Below are 23,351 nucleotides of genomic sequence, written 5' to 3'. Positions count from 1 at the left end.
AATTGCATCATACTTGGGACATTGTTGAGCCTTTCGCCTGGCGTACAGGGATGTCCGCCGGATCAAAGTTTTCCAGACAATGCACATTGATGCCAAAATTATCCGGCGTGACACGCTTGCGATGGAAAGGATAAATTCCACATGTCTTGCAAAAATAATGATGTGCAGTGTGGCTATTGAATTGATACTCACTCAAAGACTCTGCGCCAGTCAATAATGTGAAATGGCTTTCATGTACCTTGACCATCAAGGCATTCTTGCGACGGCATATCGAGCAGTCGCACATAGTCAGTTCAGGAAAGTCAGTTTCTATTTCGAAGCGTATCGCTCCGCACTGGCAACTACCCTGATATTTTTGCGTGGGGCGCGTGTTGGGTGCTTGCATTTGGAATCCTTGTTATTGGCGTCATTCTTGTTTGCATCATCTTAGATGAGTGCAGTGTGGCTGTACCGGTACAATTTACTGCCTGCGGCTGTGCTGACATGGGAGTTTTACCATGACAATTCTTGTAGGGGGAACCCGGCTTGACGGTAAAGCTAGAGACCACTGTTTCAGATGTGTCCAAATGTAAGCCATACCTTGGTATCGTTGTAATGAATTGGCAATGGACTTATCATGCCGGGTCAGTGTTGCCAGTCTGGCTCGCAACCCGCTTGCTTCATCTATTTACCCATCCAATTCATGTCTACTATTCTTCAGACCGCGCCCGCTCATTATCATGCAAGAAATTGTATAGTCTCGCGGCCCAGGCTGATGGCTGTTTGCCTGGCGTTGGCCTGGCTGGCGCCAGGATCCTTGCTTGCAGCAGATTTACCTGCCTTCAATTTGCCCGCTGTGCAGGCAAAGAGCAGGGATGTCCTGGTCAGGGAATTTCAATTTAGTGGCAATGTAGTAATCAGCAATGCAGAATTGCAAGAGATGACACAAGTCTATCTGGGTAAACCTCTCAGTTATGCTGAACTGGAAGAGTTACGCACCCGTATCACGCGTTTGTATGTAGAACGTGGTTACCTGAACTCTGGTGCAGTATTGCAAGTGGCAGAGGGGACAGAGCCTTTTCCAGCAGGCATAGTACCTATCCGCCTGATAGAAGGGCGCATCACAGAAGTGAGAATCAGGGGCGAAGCTAATTTGCGACCGGCTTATCTGCAAAAACGCCTGGTTGCTGAAGGTGAAACCTTTAACATGCCTGTCTTGCAACAGCGTTTTCAACTCCTGTTGACGGACCCGCTATTTGAAAAAATCAATAGTCGCATTATCCCCGGTGAGCAGCCGGGCATGGCCATACTGGATATCGATGTGGTGCGGGCCAAAGCTTATGGTATGAGCTTGTATGCAAATAATTACCGTGCGCCTTCGATAGGTTCGGAAGTGCTGGGTGTGAATGGCTGGATACGCAATTTGATTGGCTATGGCGATTATCTGGAAGCTAGTCTGGCCCATAGTGAAGGGGCCGACCCTGTGCATTTGGGCTGGACCATGCCGGTAAATAGCCTGGGCACCAGTGTCAGGCTGAGTCTGGACCAGGGCAGTTCTTCTGTAGTTGGTGAATCCCTGGCGGCGGTGGATATCAAAAGCCGCAGTTCAGGCTATGAACTGGGCATCAGCCATGCGCTGATCAATCGCTTGCAAAGGAAGCTTGAGCTGGGCTTGAGCTACAGCCAGCGCGACAGCCAGACCAGTTTGCTGGACGAGGCGTTTTCATTTACGCCGGGTGAGCCAGACGGTTATTCCAAAACCAAGGTGCTTCGCTTCTCCCAGGAATGGACAGAGCGCTGGGAAACCCAAGCCCTGGCCATGCGCAGCATATTTGCCTTTGGACGCAATAACATAGTCAGTAATGAAAACGACACGCAAGTGCCCGCTCAACATTATCGTATCTGGACCGGGCAACTGCAATATGTCAAGAATTTGGAGCCAGCAGGCCAGCAAATAATCTTGCGAGCCTCGGCGCAACAGACGCCAGATCGCTTATTACCGCTGGAACGCTTTTCTCTTGGCGGGGTAGCCACTGTGCGCGGCTACCGGGAAAATGCCGTGGTGCGTGACCGTGCCTGGTTGGTCAATCTTGAATATCATTATCCTTTACCTGTCTGGCAAGATGCTGGGCAACAGTTCAAGCTAATTGCCTTTACCGATATGGCCAGCGCCAGCAATAAAGATGAGTCTGCCCAGCGATTAGCTTCACTGGGTGCAGGTTTGAACTGGCGTAGTCAGAATTGGAGTGCAGATATTTTCCTGGCAAAGAAACTCGTCAACTTGCCAGGGCAAAGCGGCGGCAATTTGCAAGACCACGGCCTGCATTTCCAATTGACTTACCATTTATTTTGAGAATGCGACCCATGACTATGAAATTTGCGTCGCCTGGTATACGCATGCTGACATTGAACTTGCTGGTGTTTTGCTGCTTCAGTTCAAGTGCTTTTGCCAGTGAAAGTACGCTGGATCAGGGCCTGCGTGACTGTGCAAATGGCAATTACAATCAGGCTTTGAATCTGTTGCAAACGGCTTATGCCAAGGCAGAAAAAAATGGCGATAAAGTCAAAGCTGCCTCTGCCCTGGCACAGAGCTATGTGCAAATACATCAGGCAAGCAAGGCAGAAGCTTATTTAAGCTTTGCCTTTGATAATGCAGACGATAAGCTGGATAAAGCTGGTTACGCCATCGATTTTGGTAACTGGCAACAGCAACAGGGGCATACGGAGCAGGCAGCTTATTATTACAATGCTGCCTTCAAACTGGCGGGTGATAATGCGGCAATTGCCATCAGTGCCAGTCTCAACCAGAACAAGCTGACAGTCAAAAAGACGACTACTGCTGAGCAATTGAAAAACCTGCAAGCATTGTGGCAGCGTTTACAGCAACTGAAAGATGTTCAGCAAGCGGCGCGCTATAGCATCAATCTCGGCGCGCAAGCCAGGTCATTGGGCAATACCGGGCTAGCCCTGGCTTTCCTGGCGTTTGAACATGCACGTGTCTTGAGCCTTAGGCCAGGACAGGCGCGATTGCAGTTGGAGGCACTGGACCAACTCGCGCAAATGTATGAAGATGCTGGCCGCTTAACCGATGTCCTGGCTCTGACAGATCAGGCGCTACTGACTGCACAAGGACAGGAAGCGCATGATTTGCTTATCAATATAGAATGGCGTCATGGCCGCGTCTTGCGGGCGCAGGCAAACACGGCCGGGGCAATTGCTGCCTACCAGAGAGCACTGGAGCATATAGAAGCCATACGGGTTGATATACCGGTTGAATACCAGGATGGTCGCTCTTCTTTCCGTGAAACCCTGGAACCAGTTTACCTTGGACTGGCAGATTTGCTATTGCAAACTTCAGCTCAACTTGAGGGTATGCAAAAAAATGCGCAATTGCGCCGTGCCCGCGACGTTCTGGAATTGCTCAAACAAACTGAATTGCAAGATTATCTGGGCGACCGTTGCGCGGTCGAAACCGCCAGGGCGAATCGTAAAAGTACCGTGCTTGCCAGTGATACCGCGATACTGTATCCGATTATCTTGCCAGACCGTTTGGAACTCTTGCTGGAAACCAGCTCAGGCATGTATCGCCAAAGCTTGCCCATGTCTGCCACAAAGTTGCGGGCGGATGTCATTGATTTTGGTAATACCCTGAAAGATAATCTGTCCTTTCAGCCTCAGGCAAAACGCCTGTATCAAGCCTTGTTGACGCCGGTCGATGCTGAATTGACGCAGCAAGGCATACATACCCTGGTGATTGTTCCTGATGGTGTCTTGCGCTTATTGCCCTTCGCCGCCCTGCATGATGGCCAGCGCTTTGCCATAGAAAAATATGCCATCGCTGTAGTACCGGCATTGAGCCTGACCAATACCAATGCCCGCGCCCATCATGATGCAGCTTTCAAGACTCTGCTGGCGGGCATGAGTGAACCAGGAACGGTGGTGGATAAATTGCCGAACGCCATGGTCGAGCAATTATTGAATGCCAACCAGCAGGCGGCCAGCATGAATGGGCGACAAGTCGCCAGAGCCGTGCTGACCCGAAGCTTGCGTAATATCCCCAAGCCTGCAGACAGCAGCATGAGTGGCAAACTGAGCCAGCTTTCCATCAGTAAGCCGGAACAACATCAGCAATTACAACAAATGCTGGCACTGGCTGGCGTCAATGAAGAAATTCATACACTGGAAAAACTGACCAGCAGCCAGACCTTGTTGAATGCCGGCTTTACCGTGGCAGCGTTTAGTCAGAAAGTTAAAACCGGGGATTATCAGATTGTGCATATTGCTTCACACGGGGTCTTTGGTGGCACGGCAGATACGACTTTTGTGATGGCCCATGATGATGTGATTACCATGGATAATCTGCAGCTATTTTTGAGGGCTGGCAGCATGAAAAGCCAGGAACTGGAATTGTTGACCCTGTCTGCATGTGAAACTGCGGAAGGCGATGACAGGGCACCGCTGGGCTTGAGCGGCGCTGCCTTGAAAGCCAGGGCAAAGAGTGCCCTGGGTTCGCTTTGGCCGGTTTCCGATGATGCTGCTACCCTCTTGATGGGGCAGTTTTATCGTAATCTGGCAGAGCCAGCGACCAGCAAGGCACAGGCATTGCAAAAAGCCCAGCTGACCTTGATGAAAAATAGTAACTTCAATCATCCTTTTTATTGGGCACCGTTCATCATGGTAGGGAGCTGGTTATGACCAAGGTTCATTTACATTCCATGAGCTTGCTCAGAATAAGTGTCTTGCTGTCATTGGGAAACATGTCCGCACTCGCCTGGGCAGGTGCCAGTACCGATGGCACGGTCGGTGCCGTGCAAAATCTGAGTGGTAATTTTGTAATTCCGCAAAGCCTGGGTACGACCAAAGGCGGCAATTTATTCCATAGTTTCAAGAACTTCAGTATAGAGAGTGGTGAGTCGGCTAATTTTACAACGACTACCTCCCTGCAAAATGTGATTGCCCGTGTCACTGGCGGCAGCGCATCGACTATCAATGGCCTGTTGAAGTTAAGTGCTGCTCCTGGGAGTCAGCCGCATTTTTATTTTATCAATCCTGCAGGCGTGATTTTTGGTGCGGGCGCAGCTGTCGATGTGCCTGCTGGTTTACATATCAGCACGGCAGATTATGTGAAATTCGCCGATGGTAATTTTTATGTCGACACCGCAAAGGCTAGCACTTTGTCCGCTGCAGCTCCTGAAGCTTTTGGTTTTTTAGGAAATAATTCAGCCTCGCTGGAAATCAGGGATGGTGCAAATCTGAGTCTGCGTGCCCAGCAGGCATTGACACTTTCCGCAGGTGATATCGCTATCAATGATGCCACGGTGCTTGCCCCTGGTGCGACTGTGCGCCTGATCGCCACTGGCAAGAACAAACTCGAAGTTGGCTTTAATGGCGATTTGCCTAAAGCCGATGGCAGCTTGAGTATACTGAACGGTGGCAGTATCAATGCTTCTGTCAGTGGCAATGTCGATGGTAATCAAGTGCGGGTGCAGGCAGGGCAGATATTGATCGATAAACAGGATAGCCGCCAGGATACTGGCATTTTCAGCAATGCCAAAGAGGGGAGTGCCAAGTCTGGCGATATTTTGATCGCTGCCAGTCAGCAACTCAGCATACAAAATGGTGGCCGCATTTCCACTTCAACTTACAGTGCTGGCAATGCCGGTTCCATCAAGCTGGATGCCGGTGTTGTCATCATGGATGGACAGGGCAATGTCAGCGGCATCTATAGCCAGGCCAATCAAGCCACAGGTAATGCAGGTAATATTGACATCAATGTGGCGGGGAAATTGGCCGTCTTGAATGGTGCTCTCGTGTCATCGTCGACCTATACCTCGGGAAACGGCGGTAATGTGCGTGTCAGTGCCAACGAAGTTTTACTGGATGGTGCTGATGCGAATGGTCCATCTACTGGCCTGCTGAGCACGACCAATAACGGTACTGGCAATGCAGGCAATATCGAAGTCTATGCCAGGGGTAAATTGAGTATTTTGAATAGCGCGCAGATATCGACTGCCACCTATGCAGCAGGGCAGGGTGGGGAAGTGAAAGTCAATGCGGCAGAATTGCTGATTGATGGCAATGCAGTGTCTACTGGCATTAATAGCATAGCCAGTAGTTCAGGCAATGCTGGCAACCTCAACGTGACTGTCAGTGGTGCCACCAATATTTTTTCTGAAGGCGGCATTGCCACGTCGGCATTCGGCACAGGGCAGGCTGGCAAGATCAAGTTTGTCGGTAATAGCCTGAATATAGACGGCAAGGGATTGGAAGCGGGTATTTATAGCGATGCCGGGGATTTTCGTACGTCTGCCAATTTTCGCGGTGGAAATGGCGGTGATATTGATGTCAGCATCGCCGACAAATTATCCATGATAGATGGTGGCCGTATCTCATCGACGACTTATACGCGCGGCAATAGCGGTGCTATCGCCGTCGTTACCAATACCCTGGCCATGGACGGTGAGCACAGCGGTATCCTGGCTGAAACTGTGGGTGCAGGTAATGCAGGTAATATTGCAGTCAAAGCCAATTTTGCTTTGCAAATGCAAAGCGGCGCAAGAATTTCTTCAGCCACGCGCTTTTCAGGCAATGCCGGTAGCGTCAATATCGACACTGCCAGCCTGACTATTGATGGCAAGGGCATGGCAACAGGCATCTATAGTGACGCAGGTACGCAGGCCTTGGGCAATGCCGGCAACGTCGATGTGAATGTGATTTCCAGTCTGCTGCTCAAGGATGGTGGGCAGATATCGACTTCCACCATCAGTTCGACTACGGGCTCAGCTGGCGCTGTGAAAGTGAATGCAGCCAGCATCACGCTTGATGGCAAGCTTAGCAATCCAGTCAAGGATGAGGATGGCAATGTCAAGGCATTGAATACCGGTATATTCAGCAGTGCCAATGCGGGCGATGAATACACCAGCAGCTCGGTGGGTAATGCTGGCATGGTGAATGTCACTGCAAATCAACTGCAAATGAGTAATGCGGCACAAATTTCATCCTCAGCCTATGCCAAAGGCAAGGCTGGTGAAGTGTATGTCAGTGCAGCAAAGATCAGCATCGCCAGCAATGCCGTCATCAGTTCCGAAGCTGGTGCTGCATCCAGCGGCTATACTGGCAATATCAATATCAAGGCCAGCGAGAGCCTGAGCATGGAGCAAGGCTTGCTGTCCATAAGCAATGCAGCCCGGCTCAGTACTGATAAACTGCCAGCTAAAACCTTGCTGACTGTTGATGCACCTGAGATCAAGTTACAGCAGGCACAGATCACAGCTTCTGCCAGTGGCAACGTGGCGGCCAGTGATATACAGATCAGCTATGCCAATCGTTTGCAGGCAAGAGGTAGTAGCATCAACACCAGCGCATTGGATGGCAATGGCGGGGCCATCGTGATCAAGGGCAGTGGCCCACTGGTGCTTGACCGCTCGCAAATCACTACCTCGGTGACAGGTGTGCAGGCTGGAAATGGCGGTGATATCCGTATAACTGCGCCGGCGCTGGTATTGCGTAGTGGTTTTGTGCAGGCAAATACTGCAGCCATGGCCGCCAGTGGTGGCAATGTGAATATACAAGTTGATGCAACGATAGCCAGTGGCAACCAACTGGTACTAGGTGGATCGCCACAAAAATTTGATGGCAGCGGCAAGAACCTGATACAGGCTGCTGCGCCTGATGGCGTCAACGGTGTCATCAGGCTGAGTAGCCCGCAAGTTGATTTTTCTGCCAGCCTCTTGAACTTGACTGCGCAGCCAAATGACCTGGGTGATTTGCTGACGGATTTGTGCCGGATAGGCAACGGCAGTTCTTTAAGTAGCGTGGGACGTGGGGGTGTATTGCCCAGCGCCACGGGTTTGTTGAAACCTTGATTATTATTCTGATTGTCTACACAGCCAGCCTATATGAATAAAACCAGCCGCCTGCAGCAATTCTTCACGCCGCGCTTGCTGCAGGCGCTAGGTTTGTTGCTCTTGCTGGTCTTTGCTGCGCTTATGTCGCATTTGCCAGTCGTGACGGTGATAGATAATAAAATCCTTGACCTGCAATTCAAACTTTCGCGTGAATATACGCCACAAAAGATCAGTATAGACCCCATCGTGGTTGGCATGGATGAAGCTTTTCTGGATGAGATAGATGAACCGCTGAGCCTGAATCACCTGCATTTGGCCAATTTTTTGAAAGTCATGAATCAAGCTGGAGCCAAGGTGGTAGGTATGGATCTGAGTTTGCCAGAAAAACGCTTCGACACCCTGATCTCGACTCGTAAAGAAGCCATAGACTTTCATAAAGCACTACTCGCAGGTTTGCTGGAAAATATACAAAGCTTGCCTGTCGTGGTTGCCAAAGTCTGGGATTTGAAACATGCGCATTATCGCGATATACAAGTAGACTATGCCGCAGTATTGGGGATGCAGGGTGAGCAATTCCAGGCCGTTGCTTCGGCTGAATTTTGTCGCGATAGTGACCAGCGCATACGCCGCTTTCCTGGCGCTGATTGCCAGCCAGACCGCATAGGCCGTGGCCTGGCAACCGAGATTGCCGCTGCGGCTGGCGTGCGCCAGGACTGGTCCGGCCTTATCAATTACCGCCTGGGTACGCGTTTTACCTATGTTCCATTGCAGGATATCTTAAAGCTGGCGCAGCAAGGAAAAACAGCAGAGTTGCAGCAGCGCTTTGCTGGAAAAATTGTCTTGCTGGGTGCAACCATGGACGCCACTGATCTGGTTGATTTGCCCGTATCACTGGCTGCATGGTTGCCGGCGAACGATCCGAATCCTGGGGTGCTGGCCCATGCACAGTTATTGCGCAGCATCCTGAACCAGCGCCTGTTGCAGCCAGCCAGCAATCTCAGTCTGTTCGCCTTGTCAGCCTTGTTTGCCTTGTTTTGGCTGGGGCGCAGCATACGTAACAAATTGTTTGTATTCTTCCTGGCGACACTGGGTTTGCTCATCGCCAGTGGCCTTGCCATGCAGTATGACGTCTGGTTGCCGCCGACGGCAGTCTTCTTGACGGGTTTGCTGGCTCTGGGCAGCAGCAGTAGCTGGCAAGCCTGGCAGCATTTTATCGACAAGCAACGATTGAGCAAGGCTTTCTCTGGTCGTGTCAGCCCGGCAGTCATGCAGGAAATCGTCGAAGGCCGCATAGACCAGATTTCACAAAGCCGCCGCTTACCCGTTTGTGTTTTGTTTTCTGATATACGCGGCTTCACCACCCTGTGCGAACATGCACAGGCAAGCGATGTGGTGAGTCTCTTGAATCGCTATTTTGCACCCATGAGTAAAATCGTCCACGATCATGGTGGTACCATAGACAAGTTTATTGGTGATGGTTTGATGGCCTTTTTCGGAGCACCACAACAACTTGATAATCCCGCCCAAAATGCCTTCAATGCAGCACGTGAAATGCTCTCTGCACTTGCCATACTCAATCAAGAATTGCAGGCAGAAGGTAAGCAGACTTTGCAAATAGGTGTAGGCTTGCATGCAGGTGATGCTGTTATTGGCCAGGTTGGCTCGGCCGAGCGGCATGAGTACACGGCAATCGGTGACACCGTCAACACGGCGGCGAGAATAGAAGGCTTGTGCAAGGATGTGGGTTATCCGATAGTTTGTTCGGCGACGGTGCATGCCAATCTGGCAGAAGCCGGGACGCTGATTGCGCTGGGTGATAAAAATCTCAAGGGCCGCTCAGCCATTGCTGTCTATGGCTGGCAGCCCTTGTAGTCTTAATATTTTGGAAGGTAGTGATATGAAGATGATAATGCGTAGTTTGTTGGCGATATGCGCGGCTACATTTGCACTCTTAAGTGCTCAGGCACATGCTGATGCTGCTTTGGGCATGGTGCTGGATGTACAGGGTAATGGCAAGATGGAAGTCAATGGCACCAGTTCAAAATTGCAATTACTGGCTTACCTGCAACCTAAAATGCAAATCACCCTGGAAGCGGGTGCCAGGGCTTCGCTGTCTCTGTATGCAACACGTGCGGTATATCAATTGACCGGACCTGCTACTGTTGTCGTAGAAAAAGATGGGGTCATCAATTTGCAGGGACAAAAAGCCGTAATCAAACCAATGGCAGAAAAATTGGTACGTGCCGCAGAAACCAGTAACGTGATTGCCGGTGCTGTCCGCATGCGCCAGCTGCCACCGCGTATACTAGTCGTCACGCCAGAAAACAATTCTCTATTGCTGGGCACCCGCCCGGCATTCAACTGGATTTCTGCAGAGGCGGCTGAATTTGACATCAGTATCCATGACATGGATGAAAAGCTTATTCTCAGCGAAAAAATCAAAGAGAATACCTGGCAATTACCCGAAAAAGTGAAATTGGAGGAGGGGGCCACTTTCCGCTGGCAAGTCAGCTATGTCTCGGCCAAAGATGGCAAGAGCAATATGGCCAAGGCAGAATTCAAGCTGGCCAGCAAGGCAGAAGCCGCAAGCTTGAATGAGCTTAAGCCACAAGAGTCGGCCGCAATGGAAGAATGGGTCATGTATGCGGCTATGCTGCAAAGTAAACGCGCCTTTACCGAGGCCAGGCAAGTCTGGCAATTGATCGCCAGGCAGCGACCAGACTTGCAAAAAATGTCGGAAGTCGCTCCTTGAGCAAGCAAGATGAGCAAGCAAGATGAGCAAGCAAGATGAGCAAGCAAGAAAAAACGCCACAAAAAGTGGCGTTTTTTCTTATGCTGCGGTATTCATCCCGGTATCCAGGAAATCCACATGGAAGTCTACTATCACCTGACCAGCGATGCGTTGTACTGAGCCATCCTTATGCATGCGACTGACAGTCTTGTCTTCGCGTGAGCGCACATCGATCTGGAATTCGGGGTGGCTCTTGGCAAAAGCTTGTTGTATGGTTTCCCTGACTTGCGCCAGCAAGGCTTTTTCGGCCGCAGACACGGTATCAATCGCATCCTGCGCATTTTGTTCAGCGGCAGTAGCTATACTTTCAGCATCACCAAAGAATTGATCTACGGTCCGCCTGAACTCTTTTTGCGTGGTCACGCAATATTGAATTTTGGCGATAGGGAAGAGACTATGCACAATACGTGAAGCCATGACACGCTCAGGGTCTGTCGTCATGACAAGCAGTGTGTCAGCGCTTTCTTCCAGGATGAGCCAGTGGTGGTCTTCGACATAAGCACGTTTGAAGTTCTTCAGTGCTTCCGGGCGTGGCCTGTCGGCCTTGTAGGGTTGGTATTCACATTCAAAAAAGCTTGCCAGAGAGTTGCCTATATCTGCTGGGCTAACTTCAAATTCATCTATCAGGATTTCTTCTACATCAACACCTTTGCGACGCGCAGCACGTGCCGCCAGGCCCAGTTCAGGGATCGATAGTATGGATGACTTGATCAGTGAATCAAATTTGGTATGGATGACCTGTGGCGACATCAGGCGCTGGGCAAATGCCACTGCCAGGGTATTACGCAGGTATTTGAAACCTTCTTCCAGCAAAGGCGGGAACTGACAGTCATTGCGGTTATTGATGAGCTGCAGTACACCCAGCAGCTCATTGCTTTGTTCATGGATCAGGGGGCCGACCAGCATATGCTTGGTGCGAAAACCAGTACGCTGATCAACTCTGCGCAAGAATTCCAGCTTGGGAGAATGCTTCCTGAGTTCTGCTTCATCGTAGACATTGACGATATTGACGGTTTGCTTGGACATAGCCACAAAACCGGCGACACTTTTCTCGGATATCGGCAGGGCGAAATCCTTGAATGAAGTCAGGCCAGTCTTGACTTTGGATTCTATGGCATTTTTTCTGTAATTGACCGAGTACAGGGTCAGACGTTCGCAATCAAACAGCTCACAAATGCTTTGTGATAAATCAAGCATGATTTGCTCGATATTACTGGTTGAATGGATGGCATTTGTAATGGTTTGCAGATTCTTGAAGAAATGTAAGCGAGCATGCACGTCCTCTTTATCATAAACATCATACTTATCTTGTTGGATGCGACGTACAAAACTCATAAATTGGCTTTCAGCGATGGAATTTAATCCCAGCTATTTTGCCACAGCCTGACTGTATCGTCATTGTGACACTGATAAGCTTGGGCCCAGGTTTTTAAAAAATATCTGTGTTTAACAATCTTAGTTTGCAAAGCCTTAGCACTTTATGCATATTCATTGCAAATAATACCATCATGTCACTTTAATTTTACTTAAATGATAAGTTTTTTTGCCCTGCATAAGCGGATGTGAGTACTATCACTTTTGAAGTGCATCATTGTCCAGGGATGGCATTGTGCTTCTGCGCTGCTTACATCTTGTTACCTTCCCGGATATCAAAATCAGGGTGTGGCCACGTCTTGTTTCAGCAGCGCACTGCTAATATGTCGCATATACCCAAGCAAGCTAGTGCTATAGACTATTGTTTATGATCAATAGTTCGCCTGATTTTGATAGACACGTAAATTTTTTATGATAATTTCTCAAACATATTGTTGTGCTGGTTTCAGGCAAATTCCGGTTGAATTTCGACCATGTGGCGCTTGATATTACGTGCGTAGCGGAGAATTTTTCAAGCGGAACTTATCAGCATAGGCAGTAGCTATTGCCATGCATCATCCGTGCTTGCCGCAACTAAGATGACACCTTTAATAAATGAGTAAAACGGAGCAGTTTATGGATACCAAAAAAAGTGAGCAAAGTGCAGGTCAATTTGCATCCCGGATATTGGATGTGTTTGACGATCCGCATTATGCTCAACTGGCATTTGACAATAAAGACGTATTTCAAAAAAACGATCCATTCCCACACATCGTTTTCGATAATTTTTTACCGGATTCTGTTGCTGAACAATTGGCCAATGAGTACCCCAAATTGGATGAGCAGGATATTAACTTCAAATTTCATCATCATCAAAATGCCAGCCGTCATTTTTTGGAAGATACCAGAAGTTTTTCACAGAATTTCAAGCTGTTTTCTTCCGCAATCAGTTCGCGGTCTTTCTTGCTGTTCCTTGAAACCCTGACAGGAACAAAGTCACTGATACCTGATCCTTATTTCATGGGAGGTGGCGCAATGATGACTGGGAATGGCGGATTCTTGAATGTCCACGTCGATTTTAACTGGCATCAAAAACTGCAGGCATGGCGAAGATGCAATGCCCTGTTTTATTTGACGCCCGATTGGAAAGAAGAATACGGTGGAAACCTGGAGTTATGGTCGCAGGACGGTAGTCATAAAGTAAAAGAAGTGCCACCTGTTTTCAACAGGCTGGTTGTTTTTAATACGACTTCGAAAAGCTATCATGGACAACCAGGGAAAATTACGACACCGGATGGAATTCATCGCAAGGTTTTCTCTGCCTTTTACTATGCAAGCGAGAGAAATGAAGAGATTGATTCCAGCCCTCATTTTACGAAATACAATGGCCCGGATATGAGAGAAAATAATACGGCTGAATTTGAAACCTCTCCTTATAGTGAAGGGATTACGCGAGACTATCTGAAAAACGTAAAATGAATGAAGTTCAATTGGGTAAGGGCGGGCCTTTTGTAAGCAGCCTGGGCTTGGGCACCATGATGATGGGTTGGCGACTAAATCCATCTGAATCAGAGAAAATCATCGCGTCTGCGCATGAGCAGGGCATCTCTTTCATCGATACTTCAATTAGCTACTCCAGAGGCGAATGCCATCAAATAATTGGTGGCGCTTTGCGAAATTTGCAGTTGCAAAACCAGTTCTTTATCGCGACAAAAGTGGGTGGGATATCGAATGATAATGACCCGCCTAGTCATAGAGGTTACTCCAGGAGTAATATTGTTCGTCAATGTGAGCTGGCCTTGACGCAATTGGGCGTGGATAACATAGATTTATTGCAGCTTCATGCGCCCACTAAAGAGTTTGCCTGTCATGAAATGCTGGAAGCCATGGTTCTTTTACAGAAACAAGGGAAAATCAAGTATTTCGGTGTCTGTAATTATGCAGTCGAGGATATGGAAACTATTTTGTCTTATGCAAACGGGAGCCAGGAGCTTATCCCATTGACGAATCAGTTTGAATATAATTTATTGAATTGCCAGCAGCAGAATTCCGTATTTGATTTATTGAAAACCGCTGGTATGGGAACGATCACCTGGGGACCACTGGCGAGTGGATTGCTGAGTGATTGGTATACAAAAAATGATGTCAGCAAACCGGGAGGCAGGATAGACTCTGGTAGAGAGAAAACGCAAAAACTTGCGATACTGAGTAAACCATCGACGCAAATAATCTTGAAATCCATCGCTAGTTTGAGCGCAGAAACAAATATTCCCGCGCATGCCCTGGCCTTAATTTACTTACTCCAGAGCAGGCCTGAAAATTGCACCTTGCTTGGCCCTTCATCATTGCTACAGTTTAATGAGTTAATGGCTTATCTGGGTACTCGGCCATTAAAGCCTGTCGATTTTTCCTCACTCCAATTTTTGGATGCATGACACAAATCAAGCGAAATATCGTTTGATTACGCATTGTTGGCACTATAGTGCAAAAAATAAGGGTATTGATGGGGCTCCCATCAATACCCTTATTTTATTCAATGCAGGATTACCGTTTACCAGATCGTGATACGTTTTTCTGGTGCGACATACATTTTGTCACCTTCCTTGACGCCAAAAGCAGAATAAAACTCTGGCAGATTGGTCAGGGGGCCATTACCGCGGAACATGGATGGAGAATGTGGATCAGTATTCACCCTGAGTATGGTTTCACCGTCGCGTGACTTGCCACGCCAGACTTGTGCCCAACCCATGAAGACGCGCTGGCTGCCCGTAAAACCATCTATCACAGGTGCGGGCTTGCCACCCAGGGAAATCTGATAGGCCTTGTAGGCGATGGACAATCCGGAATTGTCAGCAATATTTTCACCCAGGGTCAGGGCACCGTTGACCTTGTAACCAGGTAAAGGGCTATAAGCACTGTACTGGGCTATCATGGCAGCCGTCAGTTTGCCAAAATTGGCCTTGTCTTCCTTGGTCCACCAGTCACGCAAATTGCCGTCGCCATCAGACTGGCTGCCAGAATCATCAAAGCCATGGCTGATTTCATGTCCTATGACTGCACCTATACCGCCATAGTTGACGGCATCATCGGCAGCTGCATTAAAGAATGGTGCTTGCAGTATTGCTGCCGGGAAGACGATTTCATTCTGGCGTGAATTGTAGTAAGCATTCACGGTTTGCGGGCTCATGCCCCAGTCAGTGCGACTGACTGGTTTGCCCAGTTTAGCCAGTTGACGCTGGTATTCATGCTCACGTCCACGTATGACGTTGCCGACCAGATCATCCTTGGAAATTTCCAGTTTGCTATAGTCACGCCATTGATCAGGGTAGCCTATCTTGGGATTGAATTTCGCCAGTTTGGCCAACGCCTCTTTCTTGGTTTCAGGGCTCATCCAGCTCAGGGTTTCTATACTTTGCTTATAGGCCAGCAGCAAGTTGTTGACCATGGCTTGCATGCGCGTCTTGTTTTCCGGTGGGAAGTATTTTTCCACATACAATTGTCCCAGTGCTTCTGACATGGCTTCTTCTACCCGGCCTACACCGCGCTTCCAGCGTACCTGGTTGGCGGGCACGCTGCGCAAGGTCTTGCTGGAAAATTCAAAATCCTGATCGATGAAACGCTGGCTGAGGAAGGGCGCATAGGCATTCAGGGTTTGCCATTTCAGATAAGTTTTCCAGGTTTCCAGTGGTGTCGCATCAATGAGTTTGGCCAAACCGCTAAAGAATTCTGGTTGACGCACAATGACGAAATCCATTTTGCCAGCCATGCCGAGAGTGCTGAAATAGGCAGTCCAGTCAAAGCCTGGCAACAATTGTTCGAGTTGCTTCAACTCTGTCTTGTTATAGGTTTTGACAGGGTTGCGGTTTTCCACCTTGGTCCACTGTATCTTGGCGATCTCGGTTTCCAGTGCCATGATGGCGGCGGCACCTTGTGCAGATTTGGCCTGGCCACTCATGCCCAGCATTTTTTCCAGATGCTTGAGATAGGCTTCGCGGAAACCCTGTAACTTCGTGTCATCCTGCTTCAGATAATAATCGCGGTCTGGCATGGTCAGGCCATTCTGGCTCAGATACACCGCATAGCGGCTGGAATCACGCGCATCCTGGTTAATGCCAGACGCAACAGGTGTATTGACACCCAGCTTGCTGAGTTCTGCCATCAAGGCTGGCAGTTTTGACTTGTCGGCAATTGCATCGATGCGGGCAAACTGGCTTTGCAATGGTTTGATATCAAGTGCATTGGCGCGTGCTTCATCCATGAAGCTGTTGAACAGATCTGCAATTTTTTTCTGGTTTGAACCTGCGGCAAGCTGTTTATTCGCAGCCAGGGTCTGGATGATGTCATAAGACCTTTGCTCGGACAGGTCACGCAACTGATCAAATGAACCAAAGCGGCCGCGGTCAGCCGGTATTTCTGCTGTTGCCAACCATTTGCCTGACATGTATTGGTAAAAGTCGTCTTGCGGCCTGACGGTTTTATCCATCCATTGCAAATCTATACCAGATTGCAGTTGGTGGCTTGTGGTGGTGCTGTTCGTGCCAGCGCTTGCATTTTGTGCAAAAGCCGGTGTTGCCACCATATTGGTAAACAGGCTGGCAAGAGCGAGAGAGATAAGAGTACGTGACATGGTATGTCCTGACTAGGAAGCTGGTTGTGAGGAAAGAGTGGTAGATGCTTCAATTTCCCTAAAGTTCAGAGAATTTAGAGAAACTTATGCTGCATAACGGCAATTTGAGCTTGAAATCAATATCAAAATAGACTGGTTAATGGAATAGCCAGGCAGATCATGCTGACAGTCAATACCGCAAGTGGCTTGATGATAGAAATGGGAAGATGAAGTCGCTCTGGCATGGACGGCGCGATAGCCATCCACAAGGCATCCGGTAAATGCCTGTGCTGCATCAGGTCAATACGCCATTGAACCTGGTATTTTTGTGATTGATGCCAGTACTCAAGCTTTGCATGTAGCCAGCCAGTAGCACTGCCATCATCGTAGCCAGTGATCTCTTGTCTGGTCCTCAGGACACGTACTTGCACTTTAGGCCACAAGGCTACTTGCAATAAGCTTGTGCCATAAGTCAGACCAAGTACCCAGAAGAGTAATAAAAGCAGTTTCATTGAAAGAGCAGGGCGAGTATCAATCACTTGCATATTGCCCACTTGCACTGCTCTTGTATATAAATGGATTTCTTTTATTTATGACGCCAGGATTTTTTTGTAGAGAATAAATCCTGACCGGTCTGCTACCTGACGATATAGTTTTTGTGCGGTCTCATTGGTTTCATGGGTTCCCCAGTAGACAACGCTGGAACCAGCCAGTTTTGCCTGTTCATACACGGCCTCGATCAAGGCACGTCCCACACCCTGACCACGCTTATCAGGGTTGGTGAACAAGTCATTCAGGTAGCAACTGGCTTCTATGCGGCTGGTGGTCTTGTGGTAGAGATAATGCGCCAGCCCGACCAGGCGTCCATCTTGCTCTGCAACCAGAGCATGTACTGGTTCATCAGCAGCAAAAAACCTGTCCCAGGTGCTGAGTGTGACTGCTTCTGGTAAAGCACTGGGGCCGCTACGCTCATAGAAATGGTTGTAGCCCTCCCACAAGACTGACCATTGAGAAAAATCTTCTTTGGTGATGGCGCGTACGACGACTGTACTCATTTATTTTCCTTATCGGTTTCAAATAACTGCTGTTCCATGAGATTTGCCAGAGCCTGGGAGCTGGAGTCATTTTTTTCGCGCAGGCCATCCACCATGTTGACTCTGTCCTGTGTGCTTTTGTTCTGGCTGGTTTTCCACTTACCGCTGATACGGCGTATGGGGATTTCTATGCCGACGATCAGATCCATTATCCTGTCTATGAATTCGGCTGGTGCATCGCCGACTTTCCAGGGACTGTCGAATCGATGTTCAAAGTTGTCACTGAGGTCGCTGAGCAATTGCAGGAATTCCTGCCTGTCATCGACGACGCGCATGGGGCCGTGCGCATGTACCACGGCATAGTTATAGGTAGGCACCACTTCGCCACTGCGTTTTTTTTCCTCATACCAGCGTGGGCTGATATAGGCTTGTGGCCCTTGAAAAATCAGCAAGGCGTCCTGGCCCTTACCAGCGCTTTGCCACGCCAGATTATTGCGGGCGACATGGCCCCGTAATACTCCATACGGTGCATCTGCCGTTGGTGGCGAGATGATGAAGGGAATGTGATTTGCTTCCAGCTCGCCATCTTGCAAGCTGACTAGCGCAGCCAGCGGGTGCGCCTGTATCAGGGTGTGCAAGACTTCAATACGTTCTTCAGCAAAATGACTGGGCATGTACATGGGCTACTCGATTTCTATAATGACTTCGGCATGGATGGAATTGGCGATATAACAGTGTTCATGCGCCTTGTGATGCAGCTCTTCGCGTTCCTGTAAATCTGGTTGCTTGTCACCACTGTAATTTTCCTGCGGACGCAGATGGATGCGGGTAATGGCCTGTTTTCCCTTGGCATCTTTATCCATGATGCCCACCGCCAGGTCACGGTATTGATCCAGCACATAGCCGCGTTTGGCGACAAAAGATAAATAGAATAGCATGTGGCAAGATGCCAGGGCAGCAACCAGTGCTTCCTCAGGATCGACGTTCTTTTCTTCCGACATCGGTACGGGGACAGACAGAGGGGATGAAGATGCCGGCACCACCAGGCCACCATCAAACTCCCATGCATGCGCACGGCTGTAGCGATTGTCGCTAAAAGCTTGTTCACCACGCTCCCATAAGATTTTTGCCTGGTATTGATGCATTTATTTACTCCACCGTCATGAATATGCGTTAATCTTATTCCTGGTATTGGCTATTTGAAAGTGCCAATTTTATAAAAAATAAAAATACCAATTTAATGTAAACATGCATATCTCTCAAATGATTGCCGGGATTGTCCTGGACAGACAAGATAGCCAGCCCTTGTACAGGCAGTTGTACGCCGAAATTCGAAAAAGCATATTGGCAGGCCAGATGCTGCCAGGCATGCAGTTGCCACCCAGTCGAGAGTTTTGTCAGGCCTTGCAAATTTCCCGGCAAACTGTCTTGAATGCCTACGATCAATTGCTGGCAGAAGGGTATTTGCGTGGCTCAGTCGGGCAGGGAACTTTTGTGAATGAAGATTTGCCTGCAATTGCGGACCGTGGCAAAGCAAGGGTCAGCGATATACCAGCGACAAAGCTGCTGGACAGAATTTCAAAACGTGGACTACAGCATATAGACCCACGCGGCAGCACGCGCTTTCATCAGGGTAACGCGCGAGCATTCAGGGTCAGCATGCCTGACCTGGATTTATTCCCGTTTGACATCTGGGCTAGATTAGAAGCGCGTCATTGCCGTCACCCCAAAGGGCAACTAGGCTATGGCGATCCTGCCGGTCATCTGGCTTTACGTGAATTGCTGGCGGTGTATCTGAAGGCCGCACGTGGTGTGAACTGCGCACCGGAACAAATCCTGATTACATCGGGCTCGCAACAGGCTTTATATTTGCTGAGCACCATGTTGCTTGATCCTGGTGATAGAGCCGTGGTGGAATATCCTTGCTATCGCGGCACGACAGCGGCTTTGCATGCGGTGCAAGCCGACATCTGCGCTGTACCAGTTGATGATGAAGGCATGGATGTTGCACATGCAGCGATGCATTATCCCGATGCGAAAGTCGCCGTCGTTACACCTTCGCACCAGATGCCCCTGGGTATGACCATGAGCCTGCAAAGGCGCATGGCCTTGTTGGAGTGGGCGCAGGCAAATGCAGTGTGGATAGTCGAAGATGATTATGACAGCGAATACCGTTTTGGCAGTTCACCACTGGCATCCCTGCAGAGTCTGGATACACATCAGAGTGTGATCTATGTAGGCACCTTGTCCAAGGTGTTATTCCCTGGCCTGCGGTTAGGCTACCTGGTCTTGCCGGAAAAATTGCTGGAACCGATGATGCAAGCCAAGGCTGTCATCGATAAACATACCAGCATCATGCCGCAAATGACACTGACCGATTTTATTGCAGAAGGCCATTTCGGCAGGCATATCAAGCGCACCAGAAAAGTCTATGCCGAACGCCAGGCTAGTCTGGTGGCTTGTCTGCAAAAGGAATTGGGAGGTGAATTGGTCTGTGGCGCGCAAGATGGCGGGCTTGATCTGGCTGTGTATTTCAAACAGGCTTATGATGAAGAGCAGATCATAGAAGCAGGACAAAAAATCGGGCTGGAATTGCGTGGCCTCGGTCACTATGCCGATGTGCCTGGGAAAACAAACAGACCGGCAGAAAGTCCTGGCGGCCTGTTACTGGGTTTTGCTTCCTTGACTTGTACTGAGATAGAGCGCAGCGTCAGCAAGCTGGCTACGCTCTTCAAAGCTGCTCATTAGCGATCAGGCAGCAATCATCCGCATTGCCTTGCCTGCGTTTGCATGGCGGTTAATGACACTGATGATGGCGCGCATGCTGGCCGTTGCCGCATCGTCAGCTATGCCCGCACCATGCTGGCTGCTGCCATCATTGACGCGTGCTTCTATGATGCTGATGTACTGTGAAAGGCCATGTTGCGTCACTTGCTGTTCTTGCTTGTCGATGATCCTGACTTGATAGCCAAGTACCTGACAGGCATTGATCTGTGCTTCAACAATACCATGACCTGTACCCTGGATAGCTTGTGGCTGTCCGTGATGCAGCAGATCGACATGCAAGGATACTTGTGCCGGATCGGATGGTGATGTCCTGTGATGCAGGACTGGGTTTGCATGATGAGCTTGATAACTGATGGGTGTTACTGGCGCCAGATAGCTGTCGCTGAAAATCTGGCGTATCTGTTGTGCTGTCATTTCCTTGCCGCTGTCGTCGGCTGCCGTTTGCACGACGCGGCTGAATTCAATTTGCATGCGCCTTGGCATGCTGATGCCATATTCCTGCTCCAGCAAAAATGCCATGCCGCCTTTGCCGGACTGGCTGTTGACGCGTATCACGGCGTCATAACTGCGGCCAAGGTCAGCTGGGTCTATCGGCAAATAAGGTACTTCCCATATCGCGTTTTTTTGTTGCTGGGCAAAACCCTTTTTAATGGCATCCTGATGTGAGCCAGAAAATGCCGTAAAGACCAGATCACCGACATAAGGGTGACGTGGATGCACAGGTAATTGATTGCATTCTTCCACGCACTGCCTGACGCTATCGATTTCAGAGAAATCCAGCCCAGGGTCAACACCCTGGGTATATAAATTCAATGCAAGCGTGACGAGGTCGACATTGCCGGTGCGTTCACCATTGCCAAACAAACAGCCCTCAACCCTGTCGGCACCAGCCATGACCGCAAGTTCTGCGGCGGCGACTGCCGTGCCCCTGTCATTATGAGGATGCACGCTGAGGATAATGGCATTACGTTGATCCAGGTTCCTGTCCATCCATTCTATCTGGTCGGCATACACATTTGGCGTGGCGCATTCGACGGTGGTCGGCAAGTTGATGATCATCTTGCGCTCAACACTAGGTTGCCAGATGGCGGCAACCGCGTCACACACTTCCTTGGAGAAATCCAGTTCGGCCATACTGAAGGTTTCTGGTGAATATTCAAATACCCATTCTGTCTCAGGCATGGCATCGGTCAGTTGCTTGATGAGGCGAGTGCCGTCAGTAGCAATTTGTTTGACTTCTTCACGTGACTTGCCAAATACGATGCGGCGGAATGCTGGGGCGATCGGGTTATACAAATGCACGATCGCGCGCTTGGCGCCGCGCACGGAATCGATGGTGCGGCGTATCAGGTCTTCGCGGGATTGCGTCAATACTTCTATCGTCACATCATCCGGGATACGTTGTTCTTCTATGAGTTTGCGGACAAAAGCAAAATCAGTTTCTGATGCAGAAGGGAAGGCGACTTCAATTTCTTTAAGACCTATCTTGACCAGCATTTCAAAGAACCTGAGTTTTTTCTTCGCATCCATAGGTTCTATCAACGCCTGGTTACCATCACGCAAATCCGTGCTCATCCAGATGGGGGCTTTGCTGATGCTGCGACTGGGCCATTGCCTGTCCTGCAAAGCGATAGTAGGGAAGGCCTGATATTTTTTAGCTGGATTACTCATCATGATGTTTTTCCTTGGGCTGGCGCAGTGCCTCAGCAAGGCGCTGATATTTTTCAATTTGTTGAATGGATGCTGATGTGGCGGCGTTAAGCTAACCGGCTGCCACAGAGATACGCGAGGCCGGTTAACCGATCAGTAGTCGTAGCGCTAGCAGCATGTGATTAAGCAGGTTGTGAGCAAGTGACAGCGCAGACTGTGGGCGGGCAAAGCCAGACATGACGCTGATTGCGTCTGCTGAATTCTTTGCTGATGTGCCTGATGGTGTCATGCTGTTTTTCCTGATGTCAGGAAGCCTGTGCTGGGTACTAATGGGGTATAAAGGTAATTTTTGATACTGGTGTTTCAGGCTGGCAGGTATGCCGCTTAAAACTGGACAAGACGCAACTTATAGTAGCGAGCTTGTTAGAGATGGTAGTAGAACTAGAGAGGCAGACGCAGACACCGGCGCTGCTTGCAGCTTGGCGCTGTCAGCAGTTTTTCTTGCAGATGTCGATGTCAAAAAGTAGTTCATATGAAGACTGTAAGAGAAATTGCCTGCATCCGTCAAGCGAAATTTTTGCTTGATTAACATTGTGCAAGATTCAGCGATATGAATTGATCAGTTTTTGCCAGATAGGATCGTTTGCAGCACTCCTCAAAATGATATTGATTTGCTGCTGGACCTTGGGCATATGCAAGGGGATTAAAATTTGCCTGTCATATTGGTCATGCGGTTTTTTTGAGATGTAAAACAGACCCTGCAATTCGGGGTGATTCTTCATTGCATAATCGTAATTGGAGCGGCTGATGATGGCCGCATCTATACGGCCCGCCATCAATTTACGAAAGCTATGTTCTTCGCTGCTGGCATCGTCACGCAGAATTTTCCCTTCGGCGATGAGTTCATTCACACCAAAATAGTAATAACCCAGCACCAGGCCTATGCGCATGCCAGACATGGATTTTGCTCCGTTATATTCGAAAGGGTGAATTTTTGATGAAACTACATCATCAATATCGTTCATGACTGGCAGGGTCCAAAGAAATTTCTGCTCGTCTTTATCGTTAAACCAGACAGGATTAACCCCGATGACCAGACCGTCTAGCTGGCCTGAGTTGACCAGCAAGTCCAGACGGCGTCGTGGCAAATAGATGAGTTCGAAACGATAAGCGGTGTTTTCCTTATTCAGGTAACTCAGCATATCGTTATATAAGCCTCTGCCAGTCGCCTGATCCAATATCAATGGCGGTTTCAGGTGATAGCTATAGACCTTGATCATTTCGGCAGCATCAGAATTTCGCCA

17 protein-coding genes are annotated in these 23,351 nt (G+C 49.2%); 8 read left to right on the top strand and 9 right to left on the bottom strand.

Annotated elements, in window-relative coordinates:
* Positions 1 to 7 precede the first annotated feature (7 nt).
* Positions 8 to 385: a GFA family protein gene (locus tag ACO0LC_RS08625; protein ID WP_423002246.1), complete on the bottom strand. Its 378-nt coding sequence runs from the start codon at positions 383 to 385 to the stop codon at positions 8 to 10.
* A gap of 297 nt (positions 386 to 682) precedes the next feature.
* Between ACO0LC_RS08625 and ACO0LC_RS08620 the strand changes: the two genes are divergently transcribed.
* From ACO0LC_RS08620 to ACO0LC_RS08600, 5 genes are read left to right on the top strand one after another with little or no spacing between them, the layout of a single operon-like run.
* Positions 683 to 2,332 (top strand): ShlB/FhaC/HecB family hemolysin secretion/activation protein, encoded by a 1,650-nt coding sequence (locus ACO0LC_RS08620; RefSeq protein WP_423002245.1) that lies wholly within the window; start codon positions 683 to 685, stop codon positions 2,330 to 2,332.
* Positions 2,333 to 2,343: 11 nt separating this feature from the next.
* Complete coding sequence (locus ACO0LC_RS08615; protein WP_423002244.1) at positions 2,344 to 4,674, top strand: CHAT domain-containing protein; 2,331 nt, start codon at positions 2,344 to 2,346, stop codon at positions 4,672 to 4,674.
* Entirely contained in the window at positions 4,671 to 7,844 is a 3,174-nt protein-coding gene (locus ACO0LC_RS08610) for a filamentous hemagglutinin N-terminal domain-containing protein (protein WP_423002243.1), read from the top strand. The genes ACO0LC_RS08615 and ACO0LC_RS08610 overlap by 4 nt, the downstream gene beginning before the upstream one ends.
* Positions 7,845 to 7,877: 33 nt before the next feature.
* Entirely contained in the window at positions 7,878 to 9,698 is a 1,821-nt protein-coding gene (locus ACO0LC_RS08605; protein ID WP_423002242.1) for a CHASE2 domain-containing protein, read from the top strand.
* Between the two features lie 25 nt (positions 9,699 to 9,723).
* A complete protein-coding gene (locus ACO0LC_RS08600; protein WP_423002241.1) occupies positions 9,724 to 10,578 on the top strand; it encodes a hypothetical protein in 855 nt (284 codons plus the stop codon).
* Positions 10,579 to 10,656: 78 nt separating this feature from the next.
* Here ACO0LC_RS08600 and ACO0LC_RS08595 read toward each other — a convergent pair whose 3' ends face one another.
* Positions 10,657 to 11,814, bottom strand: a complete 1,158-nt coding sequence (locus ACO0LC_RS08595; RefSeq protein WP_423002240.1) for a hypothetical protein — start codon at positions 11,812 to 11,814, stop codon at positions 10,657 to 10,659.
* 792 nt (positions 11,815 to 12,606) lie between these two features.
* Between ACO0LC_RS08595 and ACO0LC_RS08590 the strand changes: the two genes are divergently transcribed.
* Positions 12,607 to 13,449, top strand: coding sequence for a 2OG-Fe(II) oxygenase (locus ACO0LC_RS08590; RefSeq protein ID WP_423002239.1), 843 nt, complete (start codon positions 12,607 to 12,609; stop codon positions 13,447 to 13,449).
* Positions 13,446 to 14,405, top strand: coding sequence for an aldo/keto reductase (locus tag ACO0LC_RS08585; protein ID WP_423002238.1), 960 nt, complete (start codon positions 13,446 to 13,448; stop codon positions 14,403 to 14,405). The genes ACO0LC_RS08590 and ACO0LC_RS08585 overlap by 4 nt, the downstream gene beginning before the upstream one ends.
* Before the next feature lie 116 nt (positions 14,406 to 14,521).
* On the opposite strand, the gene ACO0LC_RS08580 is transcribed toward ACO0LC_RS08585, so the two are convergent.
* The 5 genes from ACO0LC_RS08580 to ACO0LC_RS08560 form a co-directional block, all read right to left on the bottom strand.
* Complete coding sequence (locus ACO0LC_RS08580) at positions 14,522 to 16,597, bottom strand: M13 family metallopeptidase (protein ID WP_423002237.1); 2,076 nt, start codon at positions 16,595 to 16,597, stop codon at positions 14,522 to 14,524.
* A gap of 122 nt (positions 16,598 to 16,719) precedes the next feature.
* The gene (locus ACO0LC_RS08575; RefSeq protein ID WP_423002236.1) at positions 16,720 to 17,088 is read right to left on the bottom strand and encodes a hypothetical protein; all 369 of its coding nucleotides are present in this window, start codon (positions 17,086 to 17,088) and stop codon (positions 16,720 to 16,722) included.
* A 78-nt stretch (positions 17,089 to 17,166) separates the two neighbouring features.
* Positions 17,167 to 17,631, bottom strand: coding sequence for a GNAT family N-acetyltransferase (locus ACO0LC_RS08570; protein WP_423002235.1), 465 nt, complete (start codon positions 17,629 to 17,631; stop codon positions 17,167 to 17,169).
* The gene (locus ACO0LC_RS08565; protein WP_423002234.1) at positions 17,628 to 18,290 is read right to left on the bottom strand and encodes an FMN-binding negative transcriptional regulator; all 663 of its coding nucleotides are present in this window, start codon (positions 18,288 to 18,290) and stop codon (positions 17,628 to 17,630) included. Before ACO0LC_RS08565 ends, ACO0LC_RS08570 begins: the two co-directional genes overlap by 4 nt.
* 3 nt (positions 18,291 to 18,293) lie before the next feature.
* On the bottom strand, positions 18,294 to 18,755 hold the full coding sequence (locus ACO0LC_RS08560; protein ID WP_423002233.1) for an OsmC family protein: 462 nt from the start codon (positions 18,753 to 18,755) through the stop codon (positions 18,294 to 18,296).
* A gap of 103 nt (positions 18,756 to 18,858) precedes the next feature.
* Here ACO0LC_RS08560 and ACO0LC_RS08555 point away from each other — a divergent pair, with 103 nt between their 5' ends.
* Complete coding sequence (locus tag ACO0LC_RS08555; RefSeq protein WP_423002232.1) at positions 18,859 to 20,358, top strand: PLP-dependent aminotransferase family protein; 1,500 nt, start codon at positions 18,859 to 18,861, stop codon at positions 20,356 to 20,358.
* 3 nt (positions 20,359 to 20,361) lie between these two features.
* On the opposite strand, the gene leuA is transcribed toward ACO0LC_RS08555, so the two are convergent.
* Together leuA and ACO0LC_RS08545 are read right to left on the bottom strand one after the other, a co-directional pair.
* Positions 20,362 to 22,074: a 2-isopropylmalate synthase gene (leuA, locus tag ACO0LC_RS08550; RefSeq protein ID WP_423002442.1), complete on the bottom strand. Its 1,713-nt coding sequence runs from the start codon at positions 22,072 to 22,074 to the stop codon at positions 20,362 to 20,364.
* 575 nt (positions 22,075 to 22,649) lie between these two features.
* Positions 22,650 to 23,327 carry a substrate-binding periplasmic protein gene (locus ACO0LC_RS08545; RefSeq protein WP_423002231.1) on the bottom strand — a complete coding sequence of 226 codons (678 nt, stop codon included), beginning with the start codon at positions 23,325 to 23,327 and terminating at the stop codon, positions 22,650 to 22,652.
* Positions 23,328 to 23,351: the final 24 nt, after the last annotated feature.

It is taken from the genome of Undibacterium sp. JH2W (assembly GCF_049340425.1).
Taxonomy (GTDB): domain Bacteria; phylum Pseudomonadota; class Gammaproteobacteria; order Burkholderiales; family Burkholderiaceae_D; genus Undibacterium.
This window is presented reverse-complemented; position numbering and strand designations above follow the sequence as displayed.